The sequence below is a fragment of the Paraburkholderia saeva genome (assembly GCF_907164555.1).
Lineage (GTDB): Bacteria > Pseudomonadota > Gammaproteobacteria > Burkholderiales > Burkholderiaceae > Paraburkholderia > Paraburkholderia saeva.
Genome location: NZ_CAJQZC010000010.1, coordinates 181,837 through 202,523, shown reverse-complemented (window position 1 = coordinate 202,523; position 20,687 = coordinate 181,837). Strand labels below are relative to the sequence as shown.

Below are 20,687 nucleotides of genomic sequence, written 5' to 3'. Positions count from 1 at the left end.
AGCAAATATAATGGCTGAATGACCCGAAACCTCGATATCACGCTCGTGCGCACCTTCGTCGCGGCGGCGGACAGCGCCAGCATGACGGTTGCGGCGAACAGCCTGCATCTGACGCAGGGCGCGGTAAGCCAGCAGATTCGCCGTCTCGAAGAAGCACTCGGCGTGCCACTCTTCGAGCGCGAGCGACGCGGCCTGCGCCTGACGCCGGCTGGCGAGCGCATGCTCGGCAAGGCCCGGCGGCTACTCGGCATGAACGACGAAATCTGGCGCGAGATGACCGCGAGCGCGCTGCAGGGACGCGTACGGCTTGGTGTGCCGTACGACCTCGTCGGCAGCACACTGGCCCCCGTGTTCAAGGCCTACACTGAAGCGTGGCCGCAGGTCGAGATATCGCTCGTGTGCGGCTCGTCCCCCGAACTCGTGGATGCGCTTGCCGATGGCGCCGTCGACCTCGCGATCGTCGAAGCGCCCGTGGGCGTGGCGAGCGGCGAGTGTCTGCGGGTCGAGCCGCTCGTGTGGGTGGGCGCGCGCGGCGGCGTCGCGCGTACGAAGCGGCCGTTGCCCGTTTCGATGGTCACCGATACCTGCGCGTTTCGCCCCGTCGTGCTCGACGCGTTGCGCGATCAGGGCGTCGAATGGCGAACCGTGTTCGAGAACGGCAACATCGAGGCGACGACCGCCACCGTGCGCACCGATCTGGCCATTACGGCGTGGCTTGCTTCGACGGTGCCCGCCGATCTCGAGATTCTCGGCGCCGACGCCGCATTGCCCCCACTGCCCAGGTTCGCGATCAATCTTCATCTGCCCGCACACGGCGGCGATGCGACCACACTTGAATTCGCGCGCTTTCTGCGGGCCGAACTGACGCGGCAGCCCAAAGCCGCGTGAGCCGGCATCGCGCGGTATCGGCGCGGAACTTGTGCACGCGCGCCGCTGTCGGTTTGACTGGCGGTGATCCACGGGCCCACAGGTTGCATCCGTGACTGCCGCTGTCTTAAACGTCCACCGGACCACCATGCGCACAATCCTTCTCGCCTTTCTGCTCTTCACGTTTGCGCTCTCTGCGTTCGCTGCAGCGCCACCGTCCGCGGCGCCGGCTGCGGCAGCGAGCGGCGCCACGCCGCTGCGGCTCACGCCCGACGAGGCGCGTCAGGCGCTCGACGTGCTGAACGATCCAAAACGGCGTGGCCAGATCGAGGACACACTGCGCGCCGTGGCCGCGGCTGGCGCGCTCTCCGCGGTACCCGCATCGGCGCCTGCTTCGGCTTCGGCGGCCGCCTCTGGCGCTGCCGCCGCGAGCGGTGTGCCCGCGGCGTTCCAGAGCAATGGGCTCGCTTCGCAACTCGCGCGCCAGGGCGCGCGCTGGCTCGCGCACGGCGGCGCTTCGCTGCGGCATTCGGTGGCGGCGCTGCTCGATGTGTCGTCGGTGCGTGCGTGGTGGCACAACGCACTCGTGAACCCAGGCGCCCGCGCGCTGCTCGGCCACGTCATCCTGACGTTGTACATGGCGCTGGTGCCCGCGCTCGCGTTCGAATGGCTGACGCGCCGCCTGTTGCGTCGTCCGCGTGAAGCGGCCGTCGCCCGTCAGTCGAAACGCATCAGCGCGGCAGAACAGGAAAAACGGGAACAGGACGAGGAACATCAGCAGCAACTGGAGGAAGGCACGCTCACGCCACCCGCGACGCCGGTCGCAGGCATCTCCACGCTCGCCGCCGCGAGCCGCCGGGCGCGCAATGCGGCACATCACTGGGCGTTGCTGCGCCGCCTGCCGGGCGCCCTGCTCCATGCGATATTCAAGGTGCTGCCGCTCATCGTGTTCGTGATCGTCGCGACCGTGCTGATGTCCGTTCTCACCGACGACAACACGCCCGGCGCCCGCGCGCTCGATGCGCTGATCGACCTCTATGTGTCCTGTCGTGGCGCGGTGATCATCAGCGGCTTTTTCCTTCAGCCCGACGCGCCCGCGCTGCGTCTGTGGCGCATCGGCGACCGCTGGGCCACGCTCGTGCACCGCTGGGTGATCGCGATTGCGAGCGTGGTCGGCATCGGCGTGGGTCTTGCCGAACTCGCCGCACAGCTCGGCATGAACGAAGACGCCCATCTCGCGCTGATCAAGGTCGTGACGCTCATTGCACACGTGATGCTGTCGATCCTGATCCTGCAATGCCGCCAGCCCGTGGCGACCCGGATTCGCACGCGCCTCGCACACATACCGTCGATGGAGATTGCCGGCGACTGGTTCGCCGACATCTGGGCTTATGTCGCGGCGGCCGTCGTGATGGCGCTGTGGTTCGTGTGGGCGCTCGACGTGCACAACGGGTATCAGGCGCTGGTGCATCTCGGCGGCTTGTCGCTTGCCGTGGTCGTCGCCGCCCGCGTCGTCGCGATCGTGATCATCGGCGCGCTCGGCCGTGCGTTCAACATCGACGAAGACGCGCAGGCGTCGATCCCGCATCGGCATGCATCACGCTATTACCCGCTCGCAAAGCGCACGGTGTCTACGGTGCTGGTCGTCGTCACCGCGCTCGTGCTGCTGCAGCTGTGGGGTTTCAACGTCTCGCAGTTTTTCACGCGCGGCACGATCGGACATCGCCTCGCCTCGGCGCTCGTGACGATCTCGATTGCGGCGTTTGTCGCGCTCGTTGTGTGGGAAGGCGTGAACGTCGCCATCGAGCGGCGGCTCGACCAGTGGACGACCGGCGGCGACCTCGTTCGCGCGGCACGCCTGCGTACGTTGCTGCCGATGCTGCGCTCCGCGCTCTCCGTCGTGATCGCGCTCGTCGTCGTGCTGACGGGACTGAGCGAGCTCGGCGTCAACACGGCGCCGCTACTCGCGAGCGCGAGTATTTTCGGCGTCGCGCTTGGCTTTGGCTCGCAGAAGCTCGTACAGGATTTCATCACCGGCATCTTCCTGCTGATGGAAAACGCAATGCAGGTGGGCGACTGGGTCACGCTCGCCGGTGTGTCCGGCACGGTCGAGTATCTGTCGATCCGGACGGTGCGTCTGCGCGGCGGCGACGGCTCGCTCTATACGGTGCCGTTCAGTTCGGTGTCGATGGTCAACAATACGAATCGCGGGCTCGGCAATGCGTCGGTACGCGTGAGCATCGCGTACGGAGAGGACGTCGATCGCGCAATCGAAACGCTCAATGAAATCGGCGCCTCCATGCGCAACGACGATGCGTTCAAGGACGGCATCCTGTCCGACTTCAGTTTCTGGGGCGTCGATTCAGTCGATGGCGCGGCAATCACGCTTGCCGGCCAGATGCAGTGCCGTGACAAGTCGCGCTGGCCAGTCCAGCGCGAATTCAACCGGCGCATCGCCGCGATGTTCCAGGCGCGTGGCATCCAGATCGCGAATCCGAACCGTAGCCTGCTCGTTCAGACGGAGAGCGTAGCGGAACGCGAACCCGGCACTGCAGAGGCACCGCCGGACGCCAGACCGGCGGGAAATACGCAGCCGGCGAACTCCCCGCAAGCCCGGAAAGACGCGTGATGAAACCGGGAATCGGACGGGTCGTGCTGGTCGCCGACCTTGCGGGCACTGTTGTGTTCGCGCTGGAAGGCGTGCCTGACGTCACACGCGACAAAGCTTCCGTTCAATGCACCGGGCTTGCCCCGGCGTAATACGCTGCCGCCGCGTCCATTTCTTCCTGCGTCATCTGGCGCGCGACGTTGCGCATCTGTTCGTTGATGTCGTTGTGACGCGCGCCCGTCGCGAACGCCTGCAACTGCATCCTCACGTAAGCCGCCGGCATGCCTTCGAGCCACGGCGTCCCTGCCTTGTTATCGATATCGCCATGACACGCCGTGCACGACACGATGTTACGCATCGGCGAGCCGTGCGCGACGATCTCCGGCATCGGCGGATTCGGCTTCGTGCCCGCCAGCATCGGCCGCGGCAACGATGCGTAGTACGCCGCCAGATCGCGCATCTCCTGATCGCTCAGCGTGCGGATCATCGGCGACATCACGGCGTTGGTCCTCGCGCCGGACTGGAAGTCGAGCAGTTGCTTGTAGATCACAACGGCGTATTGTCCCGCGAGGTTCGGCGAGTTCGCTTCGCTCATGCCGCGCTCGCCGTGGCACATCGTGCAACGCATCGCGAGCGTCGCGCCGCGACCAATCGAAGCCGCGCTCGAATGCGCAAGCAGTTGCGGTGTGATTTCGGCGGTACTGGTACGGACTTTCGACTCGACCGGTTCACCGCCCGCAAGCCATTTCTGCGGCACACCCGCCGCGCTGCAGATCGCGTTCCAGATGCCCTGAAACGGCGCGTCCTTCTGCGCGGACGGCAGCCACACGAACCCGATCAGCACGCCGCACACGACGAGCACAATCGTCGCGCCGACGCTCGTCCTGAACCACGGATTGCTCAGCGAGAACAGGCGTTCATGACCCGTGTTATTCATCGCGAGCCTCCAATCGGCACGGCCGGCACGGATGTCTGCGGTTGCGACAGCAACTGCCCGATCGGATAGCCGTAGTTCGTCACCGTCAACACGACCATCAACGCGACCCACAGGCCGAAGCTGTTCAGCGCGACGGGCAGCCTCACCGGCTCATGCACGGCGGTGCTGAAGCGGTATTCCGGGGGCGTGACACGCGGCCCGCGTTGCGTCTGGTACAGGATCACGAAGAACAGGATGGCCGAGATCACGAGAATGAACCCGCCGATCGCCGACATCGTCACCCAGATCGCCTGCGCGGCGATTTCCGGGTTCGTGTAGTCGTAGAACGCCATACGGCGCGGCATGCCGAGAATGCCGACGTAGTGCCACGGGAACGTCAGCACGATCATGCCGATGAACCACAGCCATAGTTGCAGGCGCATCAGCTTCAGGCTCGTCACCGCGCGGCCCGTGAGTTGCGGCCACAGGTCGTAGGCGATCACGAAATACATGATGACGATCGCGCCCGCGAAAATCAGATGGAAGTGACCGGTGATCCACTGCGTGTTGTGGACCGTCGAGTCCATCTGGTAACTCATGTTGATGATGCCGCCCGCGCCGCCAAAGCCGAGCATCACGAACGAGAACGCCACCGCCAGCATCATCGGGTTCTCCCACGGCAGCGCCTTCAGCCAGCCGAGCGCGCCCTTCCCGCCACGCAGCCGCGCCGCGATTTCAACCGAGGCGCTGATCGTGAAGACCGTGAGCAGCGTCGGCACGGCCACGAGCGCCGTGAACACCGAGTGCAGGAACTTGAAGCCCGAGCCCACCTGCGGATCGGCGAACAGATGGTGAATACCGATCGGCATCGATACCACGAGGAACAGGATGAACGAGATACGCGCCATCGAGTCGCTGTAGAGACGCCCACCGATCGCCCGCGGAATGATCGTGTAATACGCGATATACGCCGGCATCAGCCAGAAATAGACGATCGCGTGCAGCGTCCACGAGAAGAACACGCGTGCGAGACCTGCGTCGATCGTATTGGTGAAGCCGAGCGCCACGGGCAGGATCTGGAACAGCAGTTCGAGCGCGGCGCCGACCGCCGTCCAGCCCCACAGGTAAGCGCCCGCCACGGTCGCGAACATCGCGAGCGGCACGGGCTTGCCCGGGTTCTCGCGTTTCCACACGCGCATGTTGATGCCCATCAGCGCGACCCAGATCCACGAGCCGACCACGACGAGCACGACGCCGATGTAGTAGAACGCGTTGCCGATCATCGGCGGATAGAACGTGTACAGCACCGAAGCGAGACCCATCGCGACCGGGACCATCGCCGTGACGGCGCCCACCAGCACCAGCCAGAAACCGGCCCATGCCCAGCGCAGGCCGACGAGCGGACGCTTGAGCGCGAGCTCGGAGACCGCGTAGCCGAAGCCCATTGCGATCAGCGTCGGGAACACGTAGCCCATCGCCGAGCCGTGCGCCGTGACCGACCGGTAATAATGCTCCGGATTCTGCAGCCACGGATGCAGCGGGCTGCGCACGTACATCTGCCACGCGCCCAGCAGCAGCGCAAGACCGAATGCGGCGAACGCCAGCCAGAAATGCGCGAGAACGACCCGTTTGCTATGGAACACAGCTGACCCTCCGCGAACCGGCTGCCATCTGCGCGAACGTTGCCTTGTCCACGACCTTGACATGCGCCCACATGCCCTGATGGCCGACGCCGCAGAATTCATGGCACGGCATCAGATGGTCGCCGGGTTGATCGAATGTCGTCCTGAAGGTCGAGACGTAGCCGGGTTCGAGCATCGAGTTGATGTTGGTGTGGGTGATCAGGAAACCGTGCACGACATCCGCGCTGGTGGCGCGGAACGTGACGGGCGTGTTCGCCGGAATCACGAGACATTGCGGCGTGAACGAGTACTGCTGCGCGACGATACGCACGGTGACCGAGCCATCGCCTTCGGTCGCGGTGCCGAGATTGCTCTCGATGAATTCGCCGGAGACGTGCAACGAAAGCGGATCGACCGTCTCGACGCGCGAAGGCGGCATCATGGCCCAGTGCAGGCCGGTGTAGACCACCATCGCGACCAGCACCGTGACGATGCCGAGAACGAGCATCGCCCAGCGCCGCTCGACGCGCGCGGCGACTTCTTCCGATGATGAACCGTGGGGTGCGGGAGTCATTGCCATGCAAGGAGCCTCACTGGATCACGCCGCGAGGCAGGAACACGATGAAATAGAACGCAAACCACAGCCCGATGACGATGGCCGTGGCAATGCCCGCGAGTGCAATCGCGCCACTCGGGCCGCGGCCGACGATCTCGTCGACGGCCTTGTCCTCGGCGCTGTGCGCGTGGCCGGAAGGGGAATCGCTCATGCTTGCCTCTATATGCTCAAAATACTGTGACGATGCGCTCAATACAGCGGCGCGGTGCGCAGCTCGTTCGCTTCCTTGCCGCTGATCGGCGTGCCGTTGTTGCCCCACGCCGTGCGGATATACGTGACGACCGCCGCCACTTCTTCATCCGAGAGCGTGTGCGCGAATGGCGGCATGCCGTACGGCGACGGATTCTTCGTCGTGCCCGGCGGATAGCCGCCGTTGAGCACCATGCGAACCGGGTTCACGGCCGAGGTCATCAGGATCGACTGGTTCTGCGCAAGCGGCGGGAAATGCGGCACCTTGCCCTTGCCGTCGACGCCATGACACACCGCGCACTGCGCGTCGTAAATCTTCTTGCCGAGCGGATAGAGACGGTTCTTCTCTTCGGTGACCGCTGCCGTCGGCGTGCCCGCGCTCTGGCCGCTGCGTGCCGGCAGGCTCTTCAAATAGACGGCCATCGCGCGGATGTCTTCATCCGACAGGTATTGCAGGCTGTCGTAGACGACCTCCGCCATCGGACCGTACACCGCGCCGCGCTTCGACACGCCCGTTTGCAGCAGATCGGAGATTTCCTCGATGCTCCAGTCGCCAAGCCCGGCTTCCCTGTTCGACGTGAGCGACGGTGCGTACCAGTTCTGCATCGGGATCAGGCCGCCTTCGAAGGCCTTCGATGCCGAGCTGCCACCCAGCGCATTGATCGCCGTATGACACATCGCGCAATGGCCCGGACCTTCGACGAGATACGCACCACGGTTCCATTCGACGGACTGCGTCGGATCGGCCTTGTATTCGCCCTGACGGAAATACAGCGTGCGCCAGCCGAGCAGCAGTTCGCGCTTGTTGAACGGGAAGCGCAGCGTGTGCGGCCGGTTCGGCTGATGCACGGCCGGCACCGACATCAGATACGCATACATCGCGTCCGAATCCTCGCGCGTCATGCGCGTGTACGACGCGTACGGCATCGCGGGATAAAGGATCGTGCCGTCCTTCGACTTGCCTTCGTGCAGCATCCGGTAGAAGTCGTCGGCGCTCCATGCGCCGATGCCCGTTGACTTATCCGGCGTGATGTTCGGCGTGTAGAGCGTGCCGAACGGCGTATCCATCGGCCGCGTACCGGCAAAGAGCTTGCCGGCCGGCATCGTGTGACAGGCGATGCAGTCGCTTGCGCGCGCGAGGTATTCGCCGCGCGCAATAACGCTGGCTTTGTCTTTCGGTGCGGCATTCTGCGCGTGGACGACGCCCACGGGCATAGAAGCCAGTGCGACGGCGCACGCCACGTTGCGCGTGAAATGCTTGAGCGTTCTGACGTATCGGAGAGCGTGCAATTCGGTTCTCCGGTTAGTGAGGGACGCTGCCGCATGCAAGCGGCATCTTGAGCGAACCGGCCGCGACCGGAGACGGATCGGCGGGTGCTTTCTGCGACGCGAGCCATGCGGCGACCGCGGTGATATCCCGCTCGGTCAGGTGGGTCGCGACGACCTTCATGCAATCGGGCGCGGCCGTGCCGCGCGTGCCGTAACGCCATGCGCCAAGCTGCGCGCTCAGGTAGTCCGCGTGCAGCCCGAGCAGGCCCGGTATGGCCGGTTCCATGCCCGTCAGCGCGCCGCCATGACACGCCACGCAGGCCGGAATCTGACGCGCTGCGTCGCCCCGCGTGACCAGCGTCTGCCCGAGCGCGAGCGTGGCCTGATCCACCGTTGGCGCGGCAGGTGGCGGAAACGGCGGGCGTTCCGCGGCGAAGTAGTCGGCGATCTTTTGCAGGTAGGCGTCGGGGAGATACGCGAGCAGATAGTTCATCGGCGGATATTTGCGCCGGCCATCACGGAACGCGAGCAGCTGGTTGTACAGATACCCGGCGGGCTTGCCGGACAGACGCGGGAAGTAGTCGTTATCGGTGCCCTCGCCGCGCTGGCCATGACAGGCCGCGCAGGCGAGCACCCGGGCATGCATCGTATCGGGCGCCTGACCGGAAGCCGGGTCCGCGGCAAACGCCGTCAGGCTCGAACACGCAAGAAGCGCGATCGCAATGAGTGTCCGCCGTTTAACCACCTCGACCCTCTCAGGTTGCTGATGCATTGGTCTGTCGCGCAAACGGCAGCCGGCAACGCGGCGAAGCTCTTGATACCGCCATGCGCAAATTTCTTGTCACCGGTTGATGCATTGCCCGTGGCAATCATCAGGGTCCGGCGCATTCTAAGGCTGCAGTACGGCTGTATGAGTTATAGGGAATCGCAGCCGAAATTACCATATCGCTTTCGGACGTGCGTATTCAAATACATATCGATTTTCGCGTGAACAATCTCGCATATTTTCCTGAAACTGGAAAAGATTGCGTCGCGGAAAACAACAATAATGGTCGCCTGCAAGCTGTGCGCTTTTGATTGTGGTACGGCAATTGGCCTATTGCACCGGCGTGACCGTTAGCGTTTTCCCCGCGCCTTTGTGCGCGGCAGCATGCCAGCCAACTGGTTACCTGAAAAAATAAAAAACCGGTCATTTTCAGGAACCACCTCTTCGCCTAATCTTGATCCTGCCGTGCCGCTTCGCGCACATCAATCTTGAGGAAAACTGTCATGTCTTCACGTCTCGACTTCTACTCCGCCAATCCGGACGCCATCAAGGCTGTCCTCGCCCTCGAAGAGCGTATCGGCAAATCGGGCATCGAAAAATCGCTGGCTGAACTGGTCCGTCTGCGTGCGTCCCAGATCAACGGCTGCGCGTTCTGCGTCGACATGCACGTCGCCGACGCACGCAAGGGCGGCGAGACGGAACGCCGTCTCGCGACGGTCGTCGTATGGCGTGAAACGCCGTTCTTCACGGACCGCGAACGCGCCGCGCTCGAATGGACCGAAGCGCTCACGCTGGTGTCGCAGGATCACGTGCCCGATGCCGTGTGGGAAGCGGTCCGCCCGCACTTCAGCGACGAGGAAATCGTCGACCTGACGCTCCTCATCAATGCGATCAATACGTGGAACCGCTTTGCGATCGCATTCCGCAAAACGCCGGCCTGAGTCTGCAGGTTTTGCACGTCCCCGATAACATCGCTTCGATGAAACCTGCACCCGCGTCCTTACCGTTGCCTGCGTCGCTCTTCAGTGTCGTGCTCGGCCTCTCGGGGGTCGGGCAGTCATGGCGCGTGTCGGTGAAGCTGTGGCACATGCCCGCTGTCATCGGTGAAACGGTGCTGCTCAGTGCAACCGCCGTATGGCTTGCGCTGCTGATTGGGTATGTGGTGAACGCGGTGCGCCATCCAGCGCGTGTGATCGGGGAATTCCGGCATCCTGTGGCGGGTGGCACGCCCGCATTGCCCGGCATCTCGACGCTCCTGATCGTGCAGGCGGTGCTGCCGTGGTCGCGTCCGCTTGCATGGGCGCTCGCAGCGGCCGGTATCGCCTGGCATCTGCTGTTTTCCGTCTGGCATACCGGCGAGTTGTGGCAAGGCGGCCGTGAGCCCGAAGACGTCGCGCCCACGCTCTATCTGCCCACCGTTGCGGGCAATTTCACGTCGGCCGGTGCGCTCGGTGTGCTGGGCCATGCCGACTGGGCGTGGCTCTTTATCGGCGCTGGCGTGTTCTTCTGGCTGGCGACGGAGCCGCTCGTGATCCGCCGTCTGTGGCACGGCACATCGCTGCCCGATGCGCAGCGTCCGCTGCTCGGCATCCAGTTCGCGCCGCCCGTGGTGTGTTCCGCGGCGATCCTCGCGATTGCCCCCGGCTCGACACAGCCGTGGCTCATCATGCTGCTGGGATACGGACTCTTTCAGATCCTGATCGGCATGCGCCTCGGCCCGTGGCTGGGACGGCATACGTTTTCGTACATGTGGTGGTCGTATTCGTTCGGCGTCGCCTCGGCGACGGTCACCTGCGTGAAACTCGCGCTGGCGGGCGTGGCCGCCGCGCAGATCCTCGCGCTGCCGGTATTCGCCGGCGCGAATCTGTTTATTGGCTATCTGGTCGTACGCACGATCGCGAAGGTGGCAGGATGGGGCGAATCCGTCACCCCTCGCGAAGCGGCCGACTGACGACGCGATCCCGCCTGCGCGATGAAATCTGCAACGCTCAAGGCGCTTGCGACTGCCAACGCCTGCCCGCCGCAAGTGCCTCGGCGCGACGCCGCGCTCGCATCCACACCCATGCACGCCTCACTTCAAACCGAGACGCTTTGCGAGCCTGTTCAGGTTAGCGCGATCCATGCCAAGCTCGCGCGCAGCCGATGCCCAGTTGCGATCGTTACGCGCGAGCGCTTCGCCGATGAGCGTGCGTTCGTAGTGCTCCACCGCCGAGCGGAAGTCCACGGGCGCGTCTGCGCTGCCGTTTGCTGCGCCCGTCTGCGCAGACAACGCATGACGCGCATCGGACAGCGCCAGATCGTCCTGCGTGATCGTGAGAATGCGCGGACGCTGTCCGTGGCGCACCAGCGCTTTTAGCGCGCTGCGCCCGATCAGATGCTCCAGTTCGCGCACGTTGCCTGGCCACGTGTATGCAAGCAGCGCCGCCTGCGCCTCGTTCGAAAGCCGCAGGCTCAAGAGGCCGAGCCGTGAGCGGTTCTCCTCGAGAAAAAAGCCGGCGATCAGCAGCACGTCACGGCCGCGTTCGCGCAGCGGCGGCGCCCACAGCGGATACACGCTCAAGCGGTGATAGAAGTCAGCGCGAAAGCGGCCTTCGCGCACTTCCTCGGCGAGATCGCGGTTGGTCGCGGCGATCAGTCGCACGTCGACGCTATGTTCGCTGTCCGACCCGATGCGCTGGATCTGCCCGTTCTGCAGCACGCGCAGCAGCTTCGCCTGCACGCCGAGCGGCAGTTCGCCCACTTCGTCGAGAAAGAGCGTGCCGCCATCCGCGAGTTCGAATTTGCCGCGCCGGTCCGCCGAGGCGCCCGAAAACGCGCCGCGCACGTGACCGAACAGTTCGCTTTCGACGAGCGTATCGGGCAGTGCCGCGCAGTTCAGGCTGATCATCGGTTTGCCGGCGCGCGTCGACAGCCCGTGAATCGCATTGGCGACGAGTTCCTTGCCGACGCCCGTCTCGCCCGTAATCAGCACGGTCAGATCGCTGCTGGCAACCACGGAGATTTCGTCGATCAGGCGCTTATGCGGTGCGCTGCTGCCGATCATCTCGCGACGCATCGTGCTGCTCGCCAGTCGGTACGCCTCGGCACGCGCGTGCTCTTCCTCCGAATTGCGCGCGAGCGTGTCGATCCGGTCGACCACGCTCACGGTAGCGGCTGCGAGACTCAGGAACGCCTGCAGCGAAGGCAGGTCGAGCGCGTCGAACTGGGACGGGTCGAGCGCGTCGAGCGTCAGCAGGCCCCACAGGCGGCCGTCGATATAGAGCGGGCAGCCGAGGCAGTCGTGCACCTCGAGATCGCCCTCGACGCCCTGCACGAGACCGTCGTACGGATCGGGCAGGCCGGAATCGGCGGCGAAGCGGGTCGGTTCGCGCTGCGAAAGCAGTTGCGCGAAGCGCGGATGGTCGCTCACACGAAAGCGCCGGCCGAGCGTGTCGCTGCTCAAGCCGTTGATCGCAAGCGGCACGAGTGTGTCGCCTTCTAGCCGCAGCAGCGCGGCGGCGTCACCCGGAAAAAGCGTGCGCAAGGTGTCGAGCAGCCGCCGGAAACGCTCGGTGGGCGGCAACTCGCGCGACAGGTCCTCGACCAGTGGAATCAGCGCGTCCAGAACCGCATGAATAGTCAGAGTGACTACGTTGGCAGTCTTTTCGACTCGGGTCATATCAACTACACCAATTCAAAGGCACTTGATTCTAAAGGAATTTCCAGCTGGCATGAAACGTGTATATAAAAGCCAGAACGACGGAGACCGCCAGCAAGGCGATTCCCTCTTCCAACCGCAACGATAAGGAATCTACAGATGCTTTCATCCGAACATCGCGCCATCGTCAAGGCAACCGTCCCGCTTCTCGAAAGCGGCGGCGAAGCGCTGACCACGCATTTCTACAACATGATGCTGAGCGAATACCCGTCGGTGCGCCCGCTTTTCAATCAGGCTCACCAGGCCAGCGGCGCACAGCCGCGCGCGCTTGCCAACGGCGTGCTGATGTACGCGCGCCACATCGACGAACTGGAACAACTGGGCGGCCTCGTCGCGACGATCATCAACAAGCACGTCGCGCTGCAGATCCTGCCTGAACATTATCCGATCGTTGGCGGCTGCCTGCTGCGCGCAATTCGCGAAGTGCTCGGACCGGAGATCGCAACCGACGCTGTGATCGAAGCATGGGGAGCAGCCTATCAGCAACTGGCCGATCTGCTGATCGGTCTTGAAGAAAACATTTACACCGAGAAAGAAAACGCGCGCGGCGGCTGGCGCGGTGCGCGCACGTTCCGCATTGTGCGCAAGGTGCGCGAAAGCGAAGAAATCACGTCGTTCCACTTCAGCCCCGTCGACGGCGGCGATCTGCTCGAGTTCCATCCGGGCCAGTACATCGGCATGCAGGTGTTCATCGACGGCGAAGAAATGCGCCGCAACTATTCGCTGTCCGCTGCATCGAGCACGCACGAATACCGCATCAGCGTGAAGCGCGAGCCGGGCGGCCGCGTGTCGAACCATCTGCATGACTACGTCCATGAAGGCGACACGATCGAACTGTACGCGCCTTCCGGCGAATTCAAGCTCGAACACAGCGAGAAGCCGCTTGTGCTGATCAGCGGCGGCGTGGGCATTACGCCGACGCTCGCCATGCTCGAAGCCGCCCTCGAGACGGACCGTCCGGTGCACTTCATTCACTCGGCGCGTCACGGCGGCGTGCATGCGTTCCGCGACTGGATCGACGCGCTCGCCGGGCGTCATCCGCAGCTGAACGCGTACTACTGCTACGAGCATCAACGCGAGGGCGACGCCGAAGCGCACGCATACGGGCTGCTCGATCAGGCGCGTCTGAACGAATGGCTGCCGGAAACGCGCGACATCGATGCGTATTTCCTCGGACCGATCGGCTTCATGAAGGCGATCAAGAAGCACCTGAAGGAACTGGGCGTGCCCGAAAACCAGAGCCGATATGAATTCTTCGGCCCGGCTTCCGCACTCGAATAAGCCCTGTCCAATCACAACGGGTAACGAGACATGTCTTTCACCGACACGCTGCGGCACGATCACGAAGCGATCTTCAAACTGCTGGACGAATGCCAGAAACTCGGCATTTCCAGCGAAGAAGGCAAAAAGAAACTGGTTCAGGCCCGTGCCCTCGTACAGGCGCACCTCAAACGGGAAGACACACAGCTGTACCCCGTCATGCAGCGACATGAGGAGACGCGCGAACTCGGCGCGATGTATTCGACGGAGATGCGACACATCACCGCCGACGTGAACGGATTCTTCGACGCCTATGCAAACGGCGGATCCGGACTCGACTACGCACGGCATCTGGGACGCACCATTTCCCAGCTCCGCCAGCGCATGACACGCGAAGAAATACGTCTTTATCCCGCGTTCGCGAATTATTGCGAGTAGTAGCAGGCAGTAGCCGTGCGGGGGCACTTCTGCTCCCGCACGTTTTCCCTGGCGACCCCCAATGGACCTGTACCGGAACATGCGACTGTTCGTGCGCGTCGCGGAAGACCTGAGCTTCACGTCCGCCGCGCGTTCACTGACAATGAGTATCGGTGTTGCTTCACGGCTCATCACCGAGCTGGAGCAGCATCTGGAAACGCGTCTCCTGCATCGCACGACGCGCCAGATCGCGCTCACCCAGGCGGGCAAGCGCTATCTGGGCCGCTGCCGCGCGATCCTGGCTTCGATCGACGAAGCCGAAGCCGAAGCGCGTGCGGTTCATCTTCAGCCAGTCGGGCGGCTGCACGTGCACGCGTCGCCCGCGATCGGCCGGCACTACCTCGTGCCTGCCATCGGACAATACCGGCAGCAGTACCCGCACGTTCACGTTGCCCTGTCGCTCTCCGACGAGACCACGGACCTGCTCGAAGACGGGTTCGACACGGCGATCGTCGCGATGCCCGCATTGCGTGACTCGTCGTTCATTGGCGTGAATCTTCGCGAGACGTATAGCGTGCTGTGCGCGGCACCGGGTTACCTGCGACGCGACACCACCGTCGAGACACCGTTCGATCTCGAAGCCCATCCGTTCGTGAGCTTCGGCCCGGCGTTCGCTGAGTCGGTCGATCTCGTGCTCTTCGACGGCAACGACGCCTCCGTGACGGTGACGATCAAGCCGGCGTTCTGTGTGAACACGCTTGAATCAGCGGCTTCGGCGCTCGAACTCGGCATGGGTATTGGCGCGCTGCCGCTCCACGTGGCAGTCGAAGCGATCAGTGCGGGCCGGCTCGTACGCGTATTGCCTCCCTACCGTTTGCAGCCGCTCACGCTGTACGCGCTCTTCGCGTCGCGGCAATTTCTCGACGCGAAAGTGCGCACGTGGCTCGATCATCTGAAGATTCATTTCGAAGGGGCTGTGCGGCGCGAGGAATCTGTCCTGGCCGTTGCCTCGAAGGTCGCAACCGTGACTGCATTGCGGGCCTGATTTTTACCCCTCTCCTGTCGCTCTTTTGCCGGCTTCCGTTCTGGAGCCGGCATTTTTTTTCAGTTTCCAGGTTGAGTTTGAAAAACGCGTCGCCGCGCCACGCTTACCGGTTCTGCGCGCGCAACAGGAGGGTTTCGAATTTCGCGAGTTCGACGGGTTTCACCAGATGCGCTTCGAAGCCAGCTGCGCGAGTCTGGGCAAAATCGCTCGCGTGGCCGAAGCCGGTCATCGCCGCGTACAGCGTCGTGTCGAATCCTGGCAGTGCACGCAACGCGGCCATCACCGCATAGCCGTCCATTTTCGGCATCGCCAGATCGATCAGCGCGGCCTGGGCCGTAAAGTCGCGCGCAATTTCGAGCGCATGGGGACCGTCGTACGCGACGCGTACGTCGTGACCCATCAGTTCGAGCAGTGTGCCGAGGCTGTCCGCGGAATCGCGGTTGTCATCCACGATCAGCACGCGCAGCGGCGCTGCAGCGGGCTCCCGCGCGACGTCCACTGTTTCAGGCGATACAGGGGTGGCGCGTGCGGTTGCGAGCGGCAGGCGAACGCTCAAGGTCGTACCTTTGCCCGCGCCGTCGCTGGCGGCGCTGATGGTGCCGCCGTGCAGTTCGACGAGCGAGCGGCACAGCGTGAGCCCGATGCCGAGGCCGCCCTGCGCCGGCAATGGCCACTGTTGTTCCTGCACGAACAGATCGAAAACCGCATCGAGCAGATCCTCACTGATGCCGCGACCTGAGTCGCGGACCTGCAGCAACGCGTGGCCGTCCACGGCGCGTGCGCTGATCGAGATCGTGCTCGCTTCAGGCGAAAATTTCGACGCGTTGTGCAGCAGGTTTTGCAGCACCTGGACGAGCCGTGTCGGGTCGGCCGTCACATGCACTGGTTCATCCCACGCCACGATCCGGACGATCTGGTTACGCGATTCGGTGAACGGCTTCGACACCTCGATTGCGCGCGCCATGAGCTCGCCGACCTCGATGTCTTCGAGCCGGAGTTCGACCTTGCCTGATGTGATACGACCCACGTCGAGCAGATCGTCGACAAGGCGCGTGACGTGCGTGACCTGGCGGTCGATCACGTCACGGGTCTGTTCGAGTGAAGGACTCAACCCGGTTTCGAGCCGCATCACGCCGACTGCGTTGCGTAACGGTGCGAGTGGATTGCGCAGTTCGTGCGCAAGAATCGCGAGAAAGCGCCGCATGCGTTCGCTCGACACTTCGAGTTCTTCGCGATGCCGCTGCTCGCTCATGTCGCGTGTCACCTTCGCGAAGCCGCGCAGCGAGCGCGATTCGTCATAGACAGCCGTGATCATGACGTTTGCCCAGAACATCGTGCCGTCCTGCCTTACGCGCCAGCCTTCATCCTCGACGTGTCCCGTCAGTCGCGCGGTCGCCAGTGCGCGCTCGGGGTTGCCCGCGGCGATGTCTTCCGCCGGATAGAACACGGAGAAGTGCTGGCCGATGATCTCGTCGCGCGTATAGCCTTTGAGGTTGCGCGCGCCCGTGTTCCAGCTGACGACGCGGCCGTCGGGGTCGAGCATGAAGATCGCGTAGTCCTTGACGCTTTCCACGAGCAGCCGGAAGCGTTCTTCGCTCTGCCGCAGTGCCTCGATCTGGTTGCGGTGGACCGTCAGATCGCGGGTAATCTTCGCAAAGCCGCTCAATTCGCCATGGGCGTCGCGTAGCGCCGTGATGACGACATTCGCCCAGAACTGCGTACCGTCCTTGCGCACGCGCCAGCCTTCGTCTTCGAAACGGCCGTAAATCGTGGCCTCTGCCAGTTCGTGCTGAGGCCAGCCGCGCGCCACGGCTTCTTCTGTGTAGAAGGTTGAGAAATGGCTGCCGATGATCTCTTCCGGCTTGTAGCCCTTGATGTGCTCCGCGCCGATGTTCCAGGTGATCACATGGCCCGTCGGGTCCAGCAGGAAGATCGCGTAGTCTTCGATGCCCTGTACCAGCGCGCGGAAACTCGCGTCCTGGACGGCCGGCGCGTCGGCGTGCGTGCCTGGCGACGCACCGGACGCAGTGAGGCTGGAAGATAGCGGCGTATCAGACGGAATCATGGCGCGTGGAGTATGTGTTATTGCCGCAGCACAGGATACACCCCGCGCGGCAGGATGCCTCCGTGGTCGGGGTAATCCCGGGTGGGCCGTGGGCACAGTTCGAGCCTGAAGCCGGGCTTGCCTCTTCAGGCCACCCGAACGGGCAGACCGGATTACCGGTTGCACCCGCTGCCGCAGGGGCGAGCTGGGGGAAGATCGCACATGGCGCCAGCGTGTCCGCCAGAGCGCCAGGGGACAGCGCAGGTGCGGCTAATCTTCGTAAGCGGCCATGACGAGCCACATGTCGCGCTCGCCGTCGTGGATTTCGGCGGCGAGTGCATAGGGCGCGTCTGGATCGCACATGTCCACGAGCGTGCTTTGCGCCAGCTCGCCATTGCTGAATACCCGCTCCGAAACGCGGCGCACTTCTTCCTTGCCTTCGAACATGTTCTGGCCCGCGCGAAACACAAGAGGCTCGTGTTTCCAGCGGTCAAAACATTCGACGACATTCCCGAAGTCGCCGCCGCAGACGTTGGTCTCGTAATGGACCCTGGTGATCGATTCCATGACCTTCTCCGCGGGCAGAGCGTTACTGGCTCGCGCCTGATGCGGCCATGGCGCCGGCGGCTGCTGGCGTGCTGGCGGAATTGCTCATGCCGGTCGCGCCGGAATCGCTGCTGGTGTCGGCACGTTTGCAGCCGGCTGGACCCGCAGCCAGCGCGACAAGGGACATAGCAACCAGAACTTTTCGCAGGGTCGGATTCATGTCATTTCTCCTGATTCCGTTGTGGAACGACAGTGTCGGGTGACCGGCCGCATCGCAGCGCCCGGCTGGCCTTCTGCTTCCTGAGGGACTAAAGGACATGGAAATCGCAGCAAGGTGTGTGCCTTCCTGCACCGTTATGCCACGCGAGGGGCGCGCCGGCGATCCGCCCTGGCGCGTCACTGCGGTGCAGGCAGACAGGCTGGGGCGGCGCATGAAGAAATTGCCTGGGGAAATTACAACGCGACCGCAAATATTCCCTGCAGCGCCAGGCGCCAGGCAGACTGTCAGTCAGGTGAAACGCTGGATGCCGCTGTTTCAAGAACGCGAATGATGCGCTCGGGCGTCAATGGCTTTGCACAATGTGCGTCGAATCCCGCAGCGCGGGCACGCGCCTTGTCCTCGGTCGATGCAAACGCGGTACATGCAATCAGCAGCATGTGCGAGGTCTGCGGGTCAGCGCGCAGCCTGCGTGCCAGTTCGAGACCGTCGAGCCCAGGCATTGCGATATCCAGCACCACCGCGAACGGCTGCCATTCACCGGCAATGGTGCAGACGTCGAGCGGGTCGTGAACCGCGCGACACTCGAAACCATCGGCGTCGAGCAGCATTTGCAGTGCATCCGCGGCGTCGTGATAGTCATCCACGACAAGCACGCGCCGATGATCGGCCATCGCTCGCGTGAACGATCGCCACAACACCACATCGTCTCCATCGCTTTCGCCCGCGCTGACCATTCCATTCTCCTGTCGACCAGAGTTAGCGCTTTAGCGCTTACTCTGGTCCCATGCAGGTTCTTGCGGTCGACCAGAGTTAGCGTGTCGGCCGGAGTTGGCGCTTTAGCGCGTACTCCGGCCCCATGCGCCAACTCTGGTCCCATGCAGGTTCTTGCGGTCGACCAGAGTTGGCGCTCCTCTGGTTCCACGTAACCTGGTTTCCACCTGCGTAAAAAAGCACCGACGCTGCGACCGCAAGATACACACCTGCCTGCGTTACATGCTTACCGGTTTGATTCGTTGAATATTCCCGTCGCCTTGCCGGGTAAGGAGCCGTGTTCAAACCAGCCTAAGACGTCAAAAGAATGAATACAACCGGGGTGAACATTGATTGGCCTCGGGAGAACCCGATGCGCGCAACGCCTTCAGGCATGACCTGAAATCGGCGAAGCGCGACGCAAGCGCTGCCAGACAAGGCAGCGCGGTGTATTTACAGCGCAGGACAGCACAGCGAATCTTTCGAAAAAAGTATTTCAGGGAAAACCCTTCACCTGACGCGCGAAACATCGCTACGTATGACAACGCGATGAAAAGCGCTTCAACCACCCGGGTTCAGCCCGTCGCCCACTGCGCGAGCGTATCGCCGAATCCGCCCCGTGCGCGCGCTTCGATCCGCGCGCTTGTGACCACACGCGGCTGGGCGCTCCACGCAATGCGTGCGCCCGTTGCGATCAGCAGATCGACGAGCGCCACGTCTTCGCGGCATTCAAGCGGAGGAAAACCGCCTGCGCGGACATACGCTTCTGCGGAGACGCCCAGGTTCGCACCGTGCACGTGGCGATGGCCCTCTGCATCCATATAGTGGTTGCGAAAATACTCGCGCACGCACGGCGGATGCGTGGACCAGTCGTCGACGCTGATCGATCCGCACACCGCGTCGGCGCCCAGAGACAATTGCGCGACAAGCCATGCAGCGGACACGCAACTGTCGGCATCGGTAAAGGCGAGCCATCGCGCCCCGGCATCGAGCAGATGGGATGCACCCGCCGCGCGCGCGATGCCGACATTGCGCGCATTCAACGTGAGCGTATCGACGCCGAAGCCGTGCGAAATCGCGCCCGAAAAGTCGGTACAACCGTCGAGCACGACAACGATCTGAACAGGCTCGCCTGCGAGTCCGGGATGCACGGCCGCCTCCCTGACAGCCGAAAGACACGCTGCAAGAAGTGCCTCTTCATTGTGCGCAGGAATGACAACGCCGATCATGCGATGCCCTCCTCCTGTGCGACCGACGCGCCGTGTCTCGTCCATACGTCCAGCAGCAGATCGGACTCCTCATGGCGGGCGATGCGCGGCAACGCGCAGAGCGTATGCAGCGACGCATGCACCGCTTCTGCGGATTGCATCGCCTCGTCATAACGATGTCGCCAGTGACAGGCGATCAACGTGCCGTCGGCCGACAAGGTCGCGCGAATTTTCTGCGCAAGCGTTTCGAGTTCGGCTTCATCGAAGTAATACGCGATCTCGCTGAGAACGATCAGATCGAACTCGCGCCCGGGCCATGCGTGCGGCACGCTGCCCTGTTCGACGTGCACGGCCGGCATGCCGGCAAGACGTGCACGCGCAAGCTGCACGGCTCTCCCGTTCAGGTCAAGCGCGAAAACCGCATCGCATCGTGTCGCGAGCAATGCGCTCAGTTCGCCGTTCGAGCAGCCCGGTTCAAATGCACACCGGTAACGTTCGCGCGGTAGCGCTGCCATCGTGAGCTCTCGTTTGCGGCGCTCGTACCAGCGCGCGCGCAGGCCCCATGGGTCGTCGCTGATGGCGTACAGCGCATCGAAGCAGGTTGCGGGCGAGGCCATGCTGTCCGTCCGATGTTCCGCGCGGGAACC

At 63.7% G+C, this 20,687-nt stretch carries 20 protein-coding genes; 7 read left to right on the top strand and 13 right to left on the bottom strand.

The genetic code is table 11. The annotated features are described in order from the left end of the window. The first annotated feature begins 18 nt into the window (after positions 1 to 18). Positions 19 to 888 (top strand): LysR substrate-binding domain-containing protein, encoded by an 870-nt coding sequence (locus LPA36_RS23620; RefSeq protein ID WP_228882189.1) that lies wholly within the window; start codon positions 19 to 21, stop codon positions 886 to 888. A 127-nt stretch (positions 889 to 1,015) separates the two neighbouring features. After that, positions 1,016 to 3,496: a mechanosensitive ion channel family protein gene (locus tag LPA36_RS23615; protein ID WP_228882187.1), complete on the top strand. Its 2,481-nt coding sequence runs from the start codon at positions 1,016 to 1,018 to the stop codon at positions 3,494 to 3,496. A 103-nt stretch (positions 3,497 to 3,599) separates the two neighbouring features. On the opposite strand, the gene LPA36_RS23610 is transcribed toward LPA36_RS23615, so the two are convergent. The 6 genes from LPA36_RS23610 to LPA36_RS23585 form a co-directional block, all read right to left on the bottom strand. Next, positions 3,600 to 4,412 carry a c-type cytochrome gene (locus tag LPA36_RS23610; RefSeq protein ID WP_228882185.1) on the bottom strand — a complete coding sequence of 271 codons (813 nt, stop codon included), beginning with the start codon at positions 4,410 to 4,412 and terminating at the stop codon, positions 3,600 to 3,602. Beyond that, positions 4,409 to 6,034 carry a b(o/a)3-type cytochrome-c oxidase subunit 1 gene (locus LPA36_RS23605; protein ID WP_228882183.1) on the bottom strand — a complete coding sequence of 542 codons (1,626 nt, stop codon included), beginning with the start codon at positions 6,032 to 6,034 and terminating at the stop codon, positions 4,409 to 4,411. The genes LPA36_RS23610 and LPA36_RS23605 overlap by 4 nt, the downstream gene beginning before the upstream one ends. Then, positions 6,024 to 6,593 carry a cupredoxin domain-containing protein gene (locus tag LPA36_RS23600; RefSeq protein WP_228882181.1) on the bottom strand — a complete coding sequence of 190 codons (570 nt, stop codon included), beginning with the start codon at positions 6,591 to 6,593 and terminating at the stop codon, positions 6,024 to 6,026. The genes LPA36_RS23605 and LPA36_RS23600 overlap by 11 nt, the downstream gene beginning before the upstream one ends. 10 nt (positions 6,594 to 6,603) lie before the next feature. Further along, entirely contained in the window at positions 6,604 to 6,780 is a 177-nt protein-coding gene (locus tag LPA36_RS23595; protein ID WP_228882180.1) for a hypothetical protein, read from the bottom strand. A gap of 38 nt (positions 6,781 to 6,818) precedes the next feature. Then, positions 6,819 to 8,033, bottom strand: coding sequence for a c-type cytochrome (locus LPA36_RS23590; RefSeq protein WP_228882368.1), 1,215 nt, complete (start codon positions 8,031 to 8,033; stop codon positions 6,819 to 6,821). Between the two features lie 88 nt (positions 8,034 to 8,121). After that, complete coding sequence (locus LPA36_RS23585) at positions 8,122 to 8,733, bottom strand: c-type cytochrome (protein WP_228882366.1); 612 nt, start codon at positions 8,731 to 8,733, stop codon at positions 8,122 to 8,124. A gap of 623 nt (positions 8,734 to 9,356) precedes the next feature. Here LPA36_RS23585 and LPA36_RS23580 point away from each other — a divergent pair. After that, entirely contained in the window at positions 9,357 to 9,794 is a 438-nt protein-coding gene (locus LPA36_RS23580) for a carboxymuconolactone decarboxylase family protein (RefSeq protein ID WP_228882177.1), read from the top strand. A 38-nt stretch (positions 9,795 to 9,832) separates the two neighbouring features. After that, positions 9,833 to 10,804, top strand: coding sequence for a dicarboxylate transporter/tellurite-resistance protein TehA (gene tehA, locus LPA36_RS23575; protein WP_228882175.1), 972 nt, complete (start codon positions 9,833 to 9,835; stop codon positions 10,802 to 10,804). A gap of 120 nt (positions 10,805 to 10,924) precedes the next feature. On the opposite strand, the gene norR is transcribed toward tehA, so the two are convergent. Beyond that, complete coding sequence (gene norR, locus LPA36_RS23570; protein ID WP_228882173.1) at positions 10,925 to 12,511, bottom strand: nitric oxide reductase transcriptional regulator NorR; 1,587 nt, start codon at positions 12,509 to 12,511, stop codon at positions 10,925 to 10,927. Between the two features lie 138 nt (positions 12,512 to 12,649). Between norR and hmpA the strand changes: the two genes are divergently transcribed. The 3 genes from hmpA (at position 12,650) to LPA36_RS23555 (ending at position 15,272) form a co-directional block, all read left to right on the top strand. Then, a complete protein-coding gene (gene hmpA / locus LPA36_RS23565; RefSeq protein WP_228882171.1) occupies positions 12,650 to 13,831 on the top strand; it encodes an NO-inducible flavohemoprotein in 1,182 nt (393 codons plus the stop codon). Between the two features lie 30 nt (positions 13,832 to 13,861). Further along, positions 13,862 to 14,248 (top strand): hemerythrin domain-containing protein, encoded by a 387-nt coding sequence (locus LPA36_RS23560; protein ID WP_228882170.1) that lies wholly within the window; start codon positions 13,862 to 13,864, stop codon positions 14,246 to 14,248. A 61-nt stretch (positions 14,249 to 14,309) separates the two neighbouring features. After that, a complete protein-coding gene (locus tag LPA36_RS23555) occupies positions 14,310 to 15,272 on the top strand; it encodes a LysR family transcriptional regulator (RefSeq protein ID WP_228882169.1) in 963 nt (320 codons plus the stop codon). Positions 15,273 to 15,375: 103 nt separating this feature from the next. On the opposite strand, the gene LPA36_RS23550 is transcribed toward LPA36_RS23555, so the two are convergent. From LPA36_RS23550 to LPA36_RS23525, 6 genes are all read right to left on the bottom strand, one after another. After that, entirely contained in the window at positions 15,376 to 17,337 is a 1,962-nt protein-coding gene (locus LPA36_RS23550) for a PAS domain-containing hybrid sensor histidine kinase/response regulator (protein ID WP_228882168.1), read from the bottom strand. A gap of 249 nt (positions 17,338 to 17,586) precedes the next feature. Next, on the bottom strand, positions 17,587 to 17,883 hold the full coding sequence (locus tag LPA36_RS23545) for a hypothetical protein (RefSeq protein ID WP_228882167.1): 297 nt from the start codon (positions 17,881 to 17,883) through the stop codon (positions 17,587 to 17,589). A gap of 22 nt (positions 17,884 to 17,905) precedes the next feature. Beyond that, entirely contained in the window at positions 17,906 to 18,082 is a 177-nt protein-coding gene (locus LPA36_RS23540; protein ID WP_228882166.1) for a hypothetical protein, read from the bottom strand. 284 nt (positions 18,083 to 18,366) lie between these two features. Further along, on the bottom strand, positions 18,367 to 18,816 hold the full coding sequence (locus tag LPA36_RS23535; protein ID WP_228882164.1) for a response regulator: 450 nt from the start codon (positions 18,814 to 18,816) through the stop codon (positions 18,367 to 18,369). Positions 18,817 to 19,407: 591 nt separating this feature from the next. Continuing rightward, the gene (locus LPA36_RS23530) at positions 19,408 to 20,061 is read right to left on the bottom strand and encodes a glycosyltransferase (protein ID WP_228882162.1); all 654 of its coding nucleotides are present in this window, start codon (positions 20,059 to 20,061) and stop codon (positions 19,408 to 19,410) included. Continuing rightward, entirely contained in the window at positions 20,058 to 20,657 is a 600-nt protein-coding gene (locus LPA36_RS23525) for a class I SAM-dependent methyltransferase (protein WP_228882159.1), read from the bottom strand. The genes LPA36_RS23530 and LPA36_RS23525 overlap by 4 nt, the downstream gene beginning before the upstream one ends. Positions 20,658 to 20,687 lie beyond the last annotated feature (30 nt).

Excerpts from the sequence above, each read along its gene's own strand:
- LPA36_RS23560 (WP_228882170.1), top strand. The coding sequence starts at position 13,862 with ATGTCTTTCACCGACACGCTGCGGCACGATCACGAAGCGATCTTCAAA.
- LPA36_RS23615 (WP_228882187.1), top strand. The coding sequence starts at position 1,016 with ATGCGCACAATCCTTCTCGCCTTTCTGCTCTTCACGTTTGCGCTCTCT.
- LPA36_RS23535 (WP_228882164.1), bottom strand. The coding sequence starts at position 18,816 with ATGGTCAGCGCGGGCGAAAGCGATGGAGACGATGTGGTGTTGTGGCGA.
- LPA36_RS23555 (WP_228882169.1), top strand. The coding sequence starts at position 14,310 with ATGGACCTGTACCGGAACATGCGACTGTTCGTGCGCGTCGCGGAAGAC.
- LPA36_RS23550 (WP_228882168.1), bottom strand. The coding sequence starts at position 17,337 with ATGATTCCGTCTGATACGCCGCTATCTTCCAGCCTCACTGCGTCCGGT.
- LPA36_RS23525 (WP_228882159.1), bottom strand. The coding sequence starts at position 20,657 with ATGGCCTCGCCCGCAACCTGCTTCGATGCGCTGTACGCCATCAGCGAC.
- LPA36_RS23540 (WP_228882166.1), bottom strand. The coding sequence starts at position 18,082 with ATGAATCCGACCCTGCGAAAAGTTCTGGTTGCTATGTCCCTTGTCGCG.
- LPA36_RS23610 (WP_228882185.1), bottom strand. The coding sequence starts at position 4,412 with ATGAATAACACGGGTCATGAACGCCTGTTCTCGCTGAGCAATCCGTGG.
- LPA36_RS23620 (WP_228882189.1), top strand. The coding sequence starts at position 19 with ATGACCCGAAACCTCGATATCACGCTCGTGCGCACCTTCGTCGCGGCG.
- norR (WP_228882173.1), bottom strand. The coding sequence starts at position 12,511 with ATGACCCGAGTCGAAAAGACTGCCAACGTAGTCACTCTGACTATTCAT.
- LPA36_RS23580 (WP_228882177.1), top strand. The coding sequence starts at position 9,357 with ATGTCTTCACGTCTCGACTTCTACTCCGCCAATCCGGACGCCATCAAG.
- LPA36_RS23545 (WP_228882167.1), bottom strand. The coding sequence starts at position 17,883 with ATGGAATCGATCACCAGGGTCCATTACGAGACCAACGTCTGCGGCGGC.
- LPA36_RS23595 (WP_228882180.1), bottom strand. The coding sequence starts at position 6,780 with ATGAGCGATTCCCCTTCCGGCCACGCGCACAGCGCCGAGGACAAGGCC.
- LPA36_RS23600 (WP_228882181.1), bottom strand. The coding sequence starts at position 6,593 with ATGGCAATGACTCCCGCACCCCACGGTTCATCATCGGAAGAAGTCGCC.
- LPA36_RS23590 (WP_228882368.1), bottom strand. The coding sequence starts at position 8,033 with ATGCCCGTGGGCGTCGTCCACGCGCAGAATGCCGCACCGAAAGACAAA.
- hmpA (WP_228882171.1), top strand. The coding sequence starts at position 12,650 with ATGCTTTCATCCGAACATCGCGCCATCGTCAAGGCAACCGTCCCGCTT.
- LPA36_RS23585 (WP_228882366.1), bottom strand. The coding sequence starts at position 8,733 with ATGCATGCCCGGGTGCTCGCCTGCGCGGCCTGTCATGGCCAGCGCGGC.
- LPA36_RS23530 (WP_228882162.1), bottom strand. The coding sequence starts at position 20,061 with ATGATCGGCGTTGTCATTCCTGCGCACAATGAAGAGGCACTTCTTGCA.
- tehA (WP_228882175.1), top strand. The coding sequence starts at position 9,833 with ATGAAACCTGCACCCGCGTCCTTACCGTTGCCTGCGTCGCTCTTCAGT.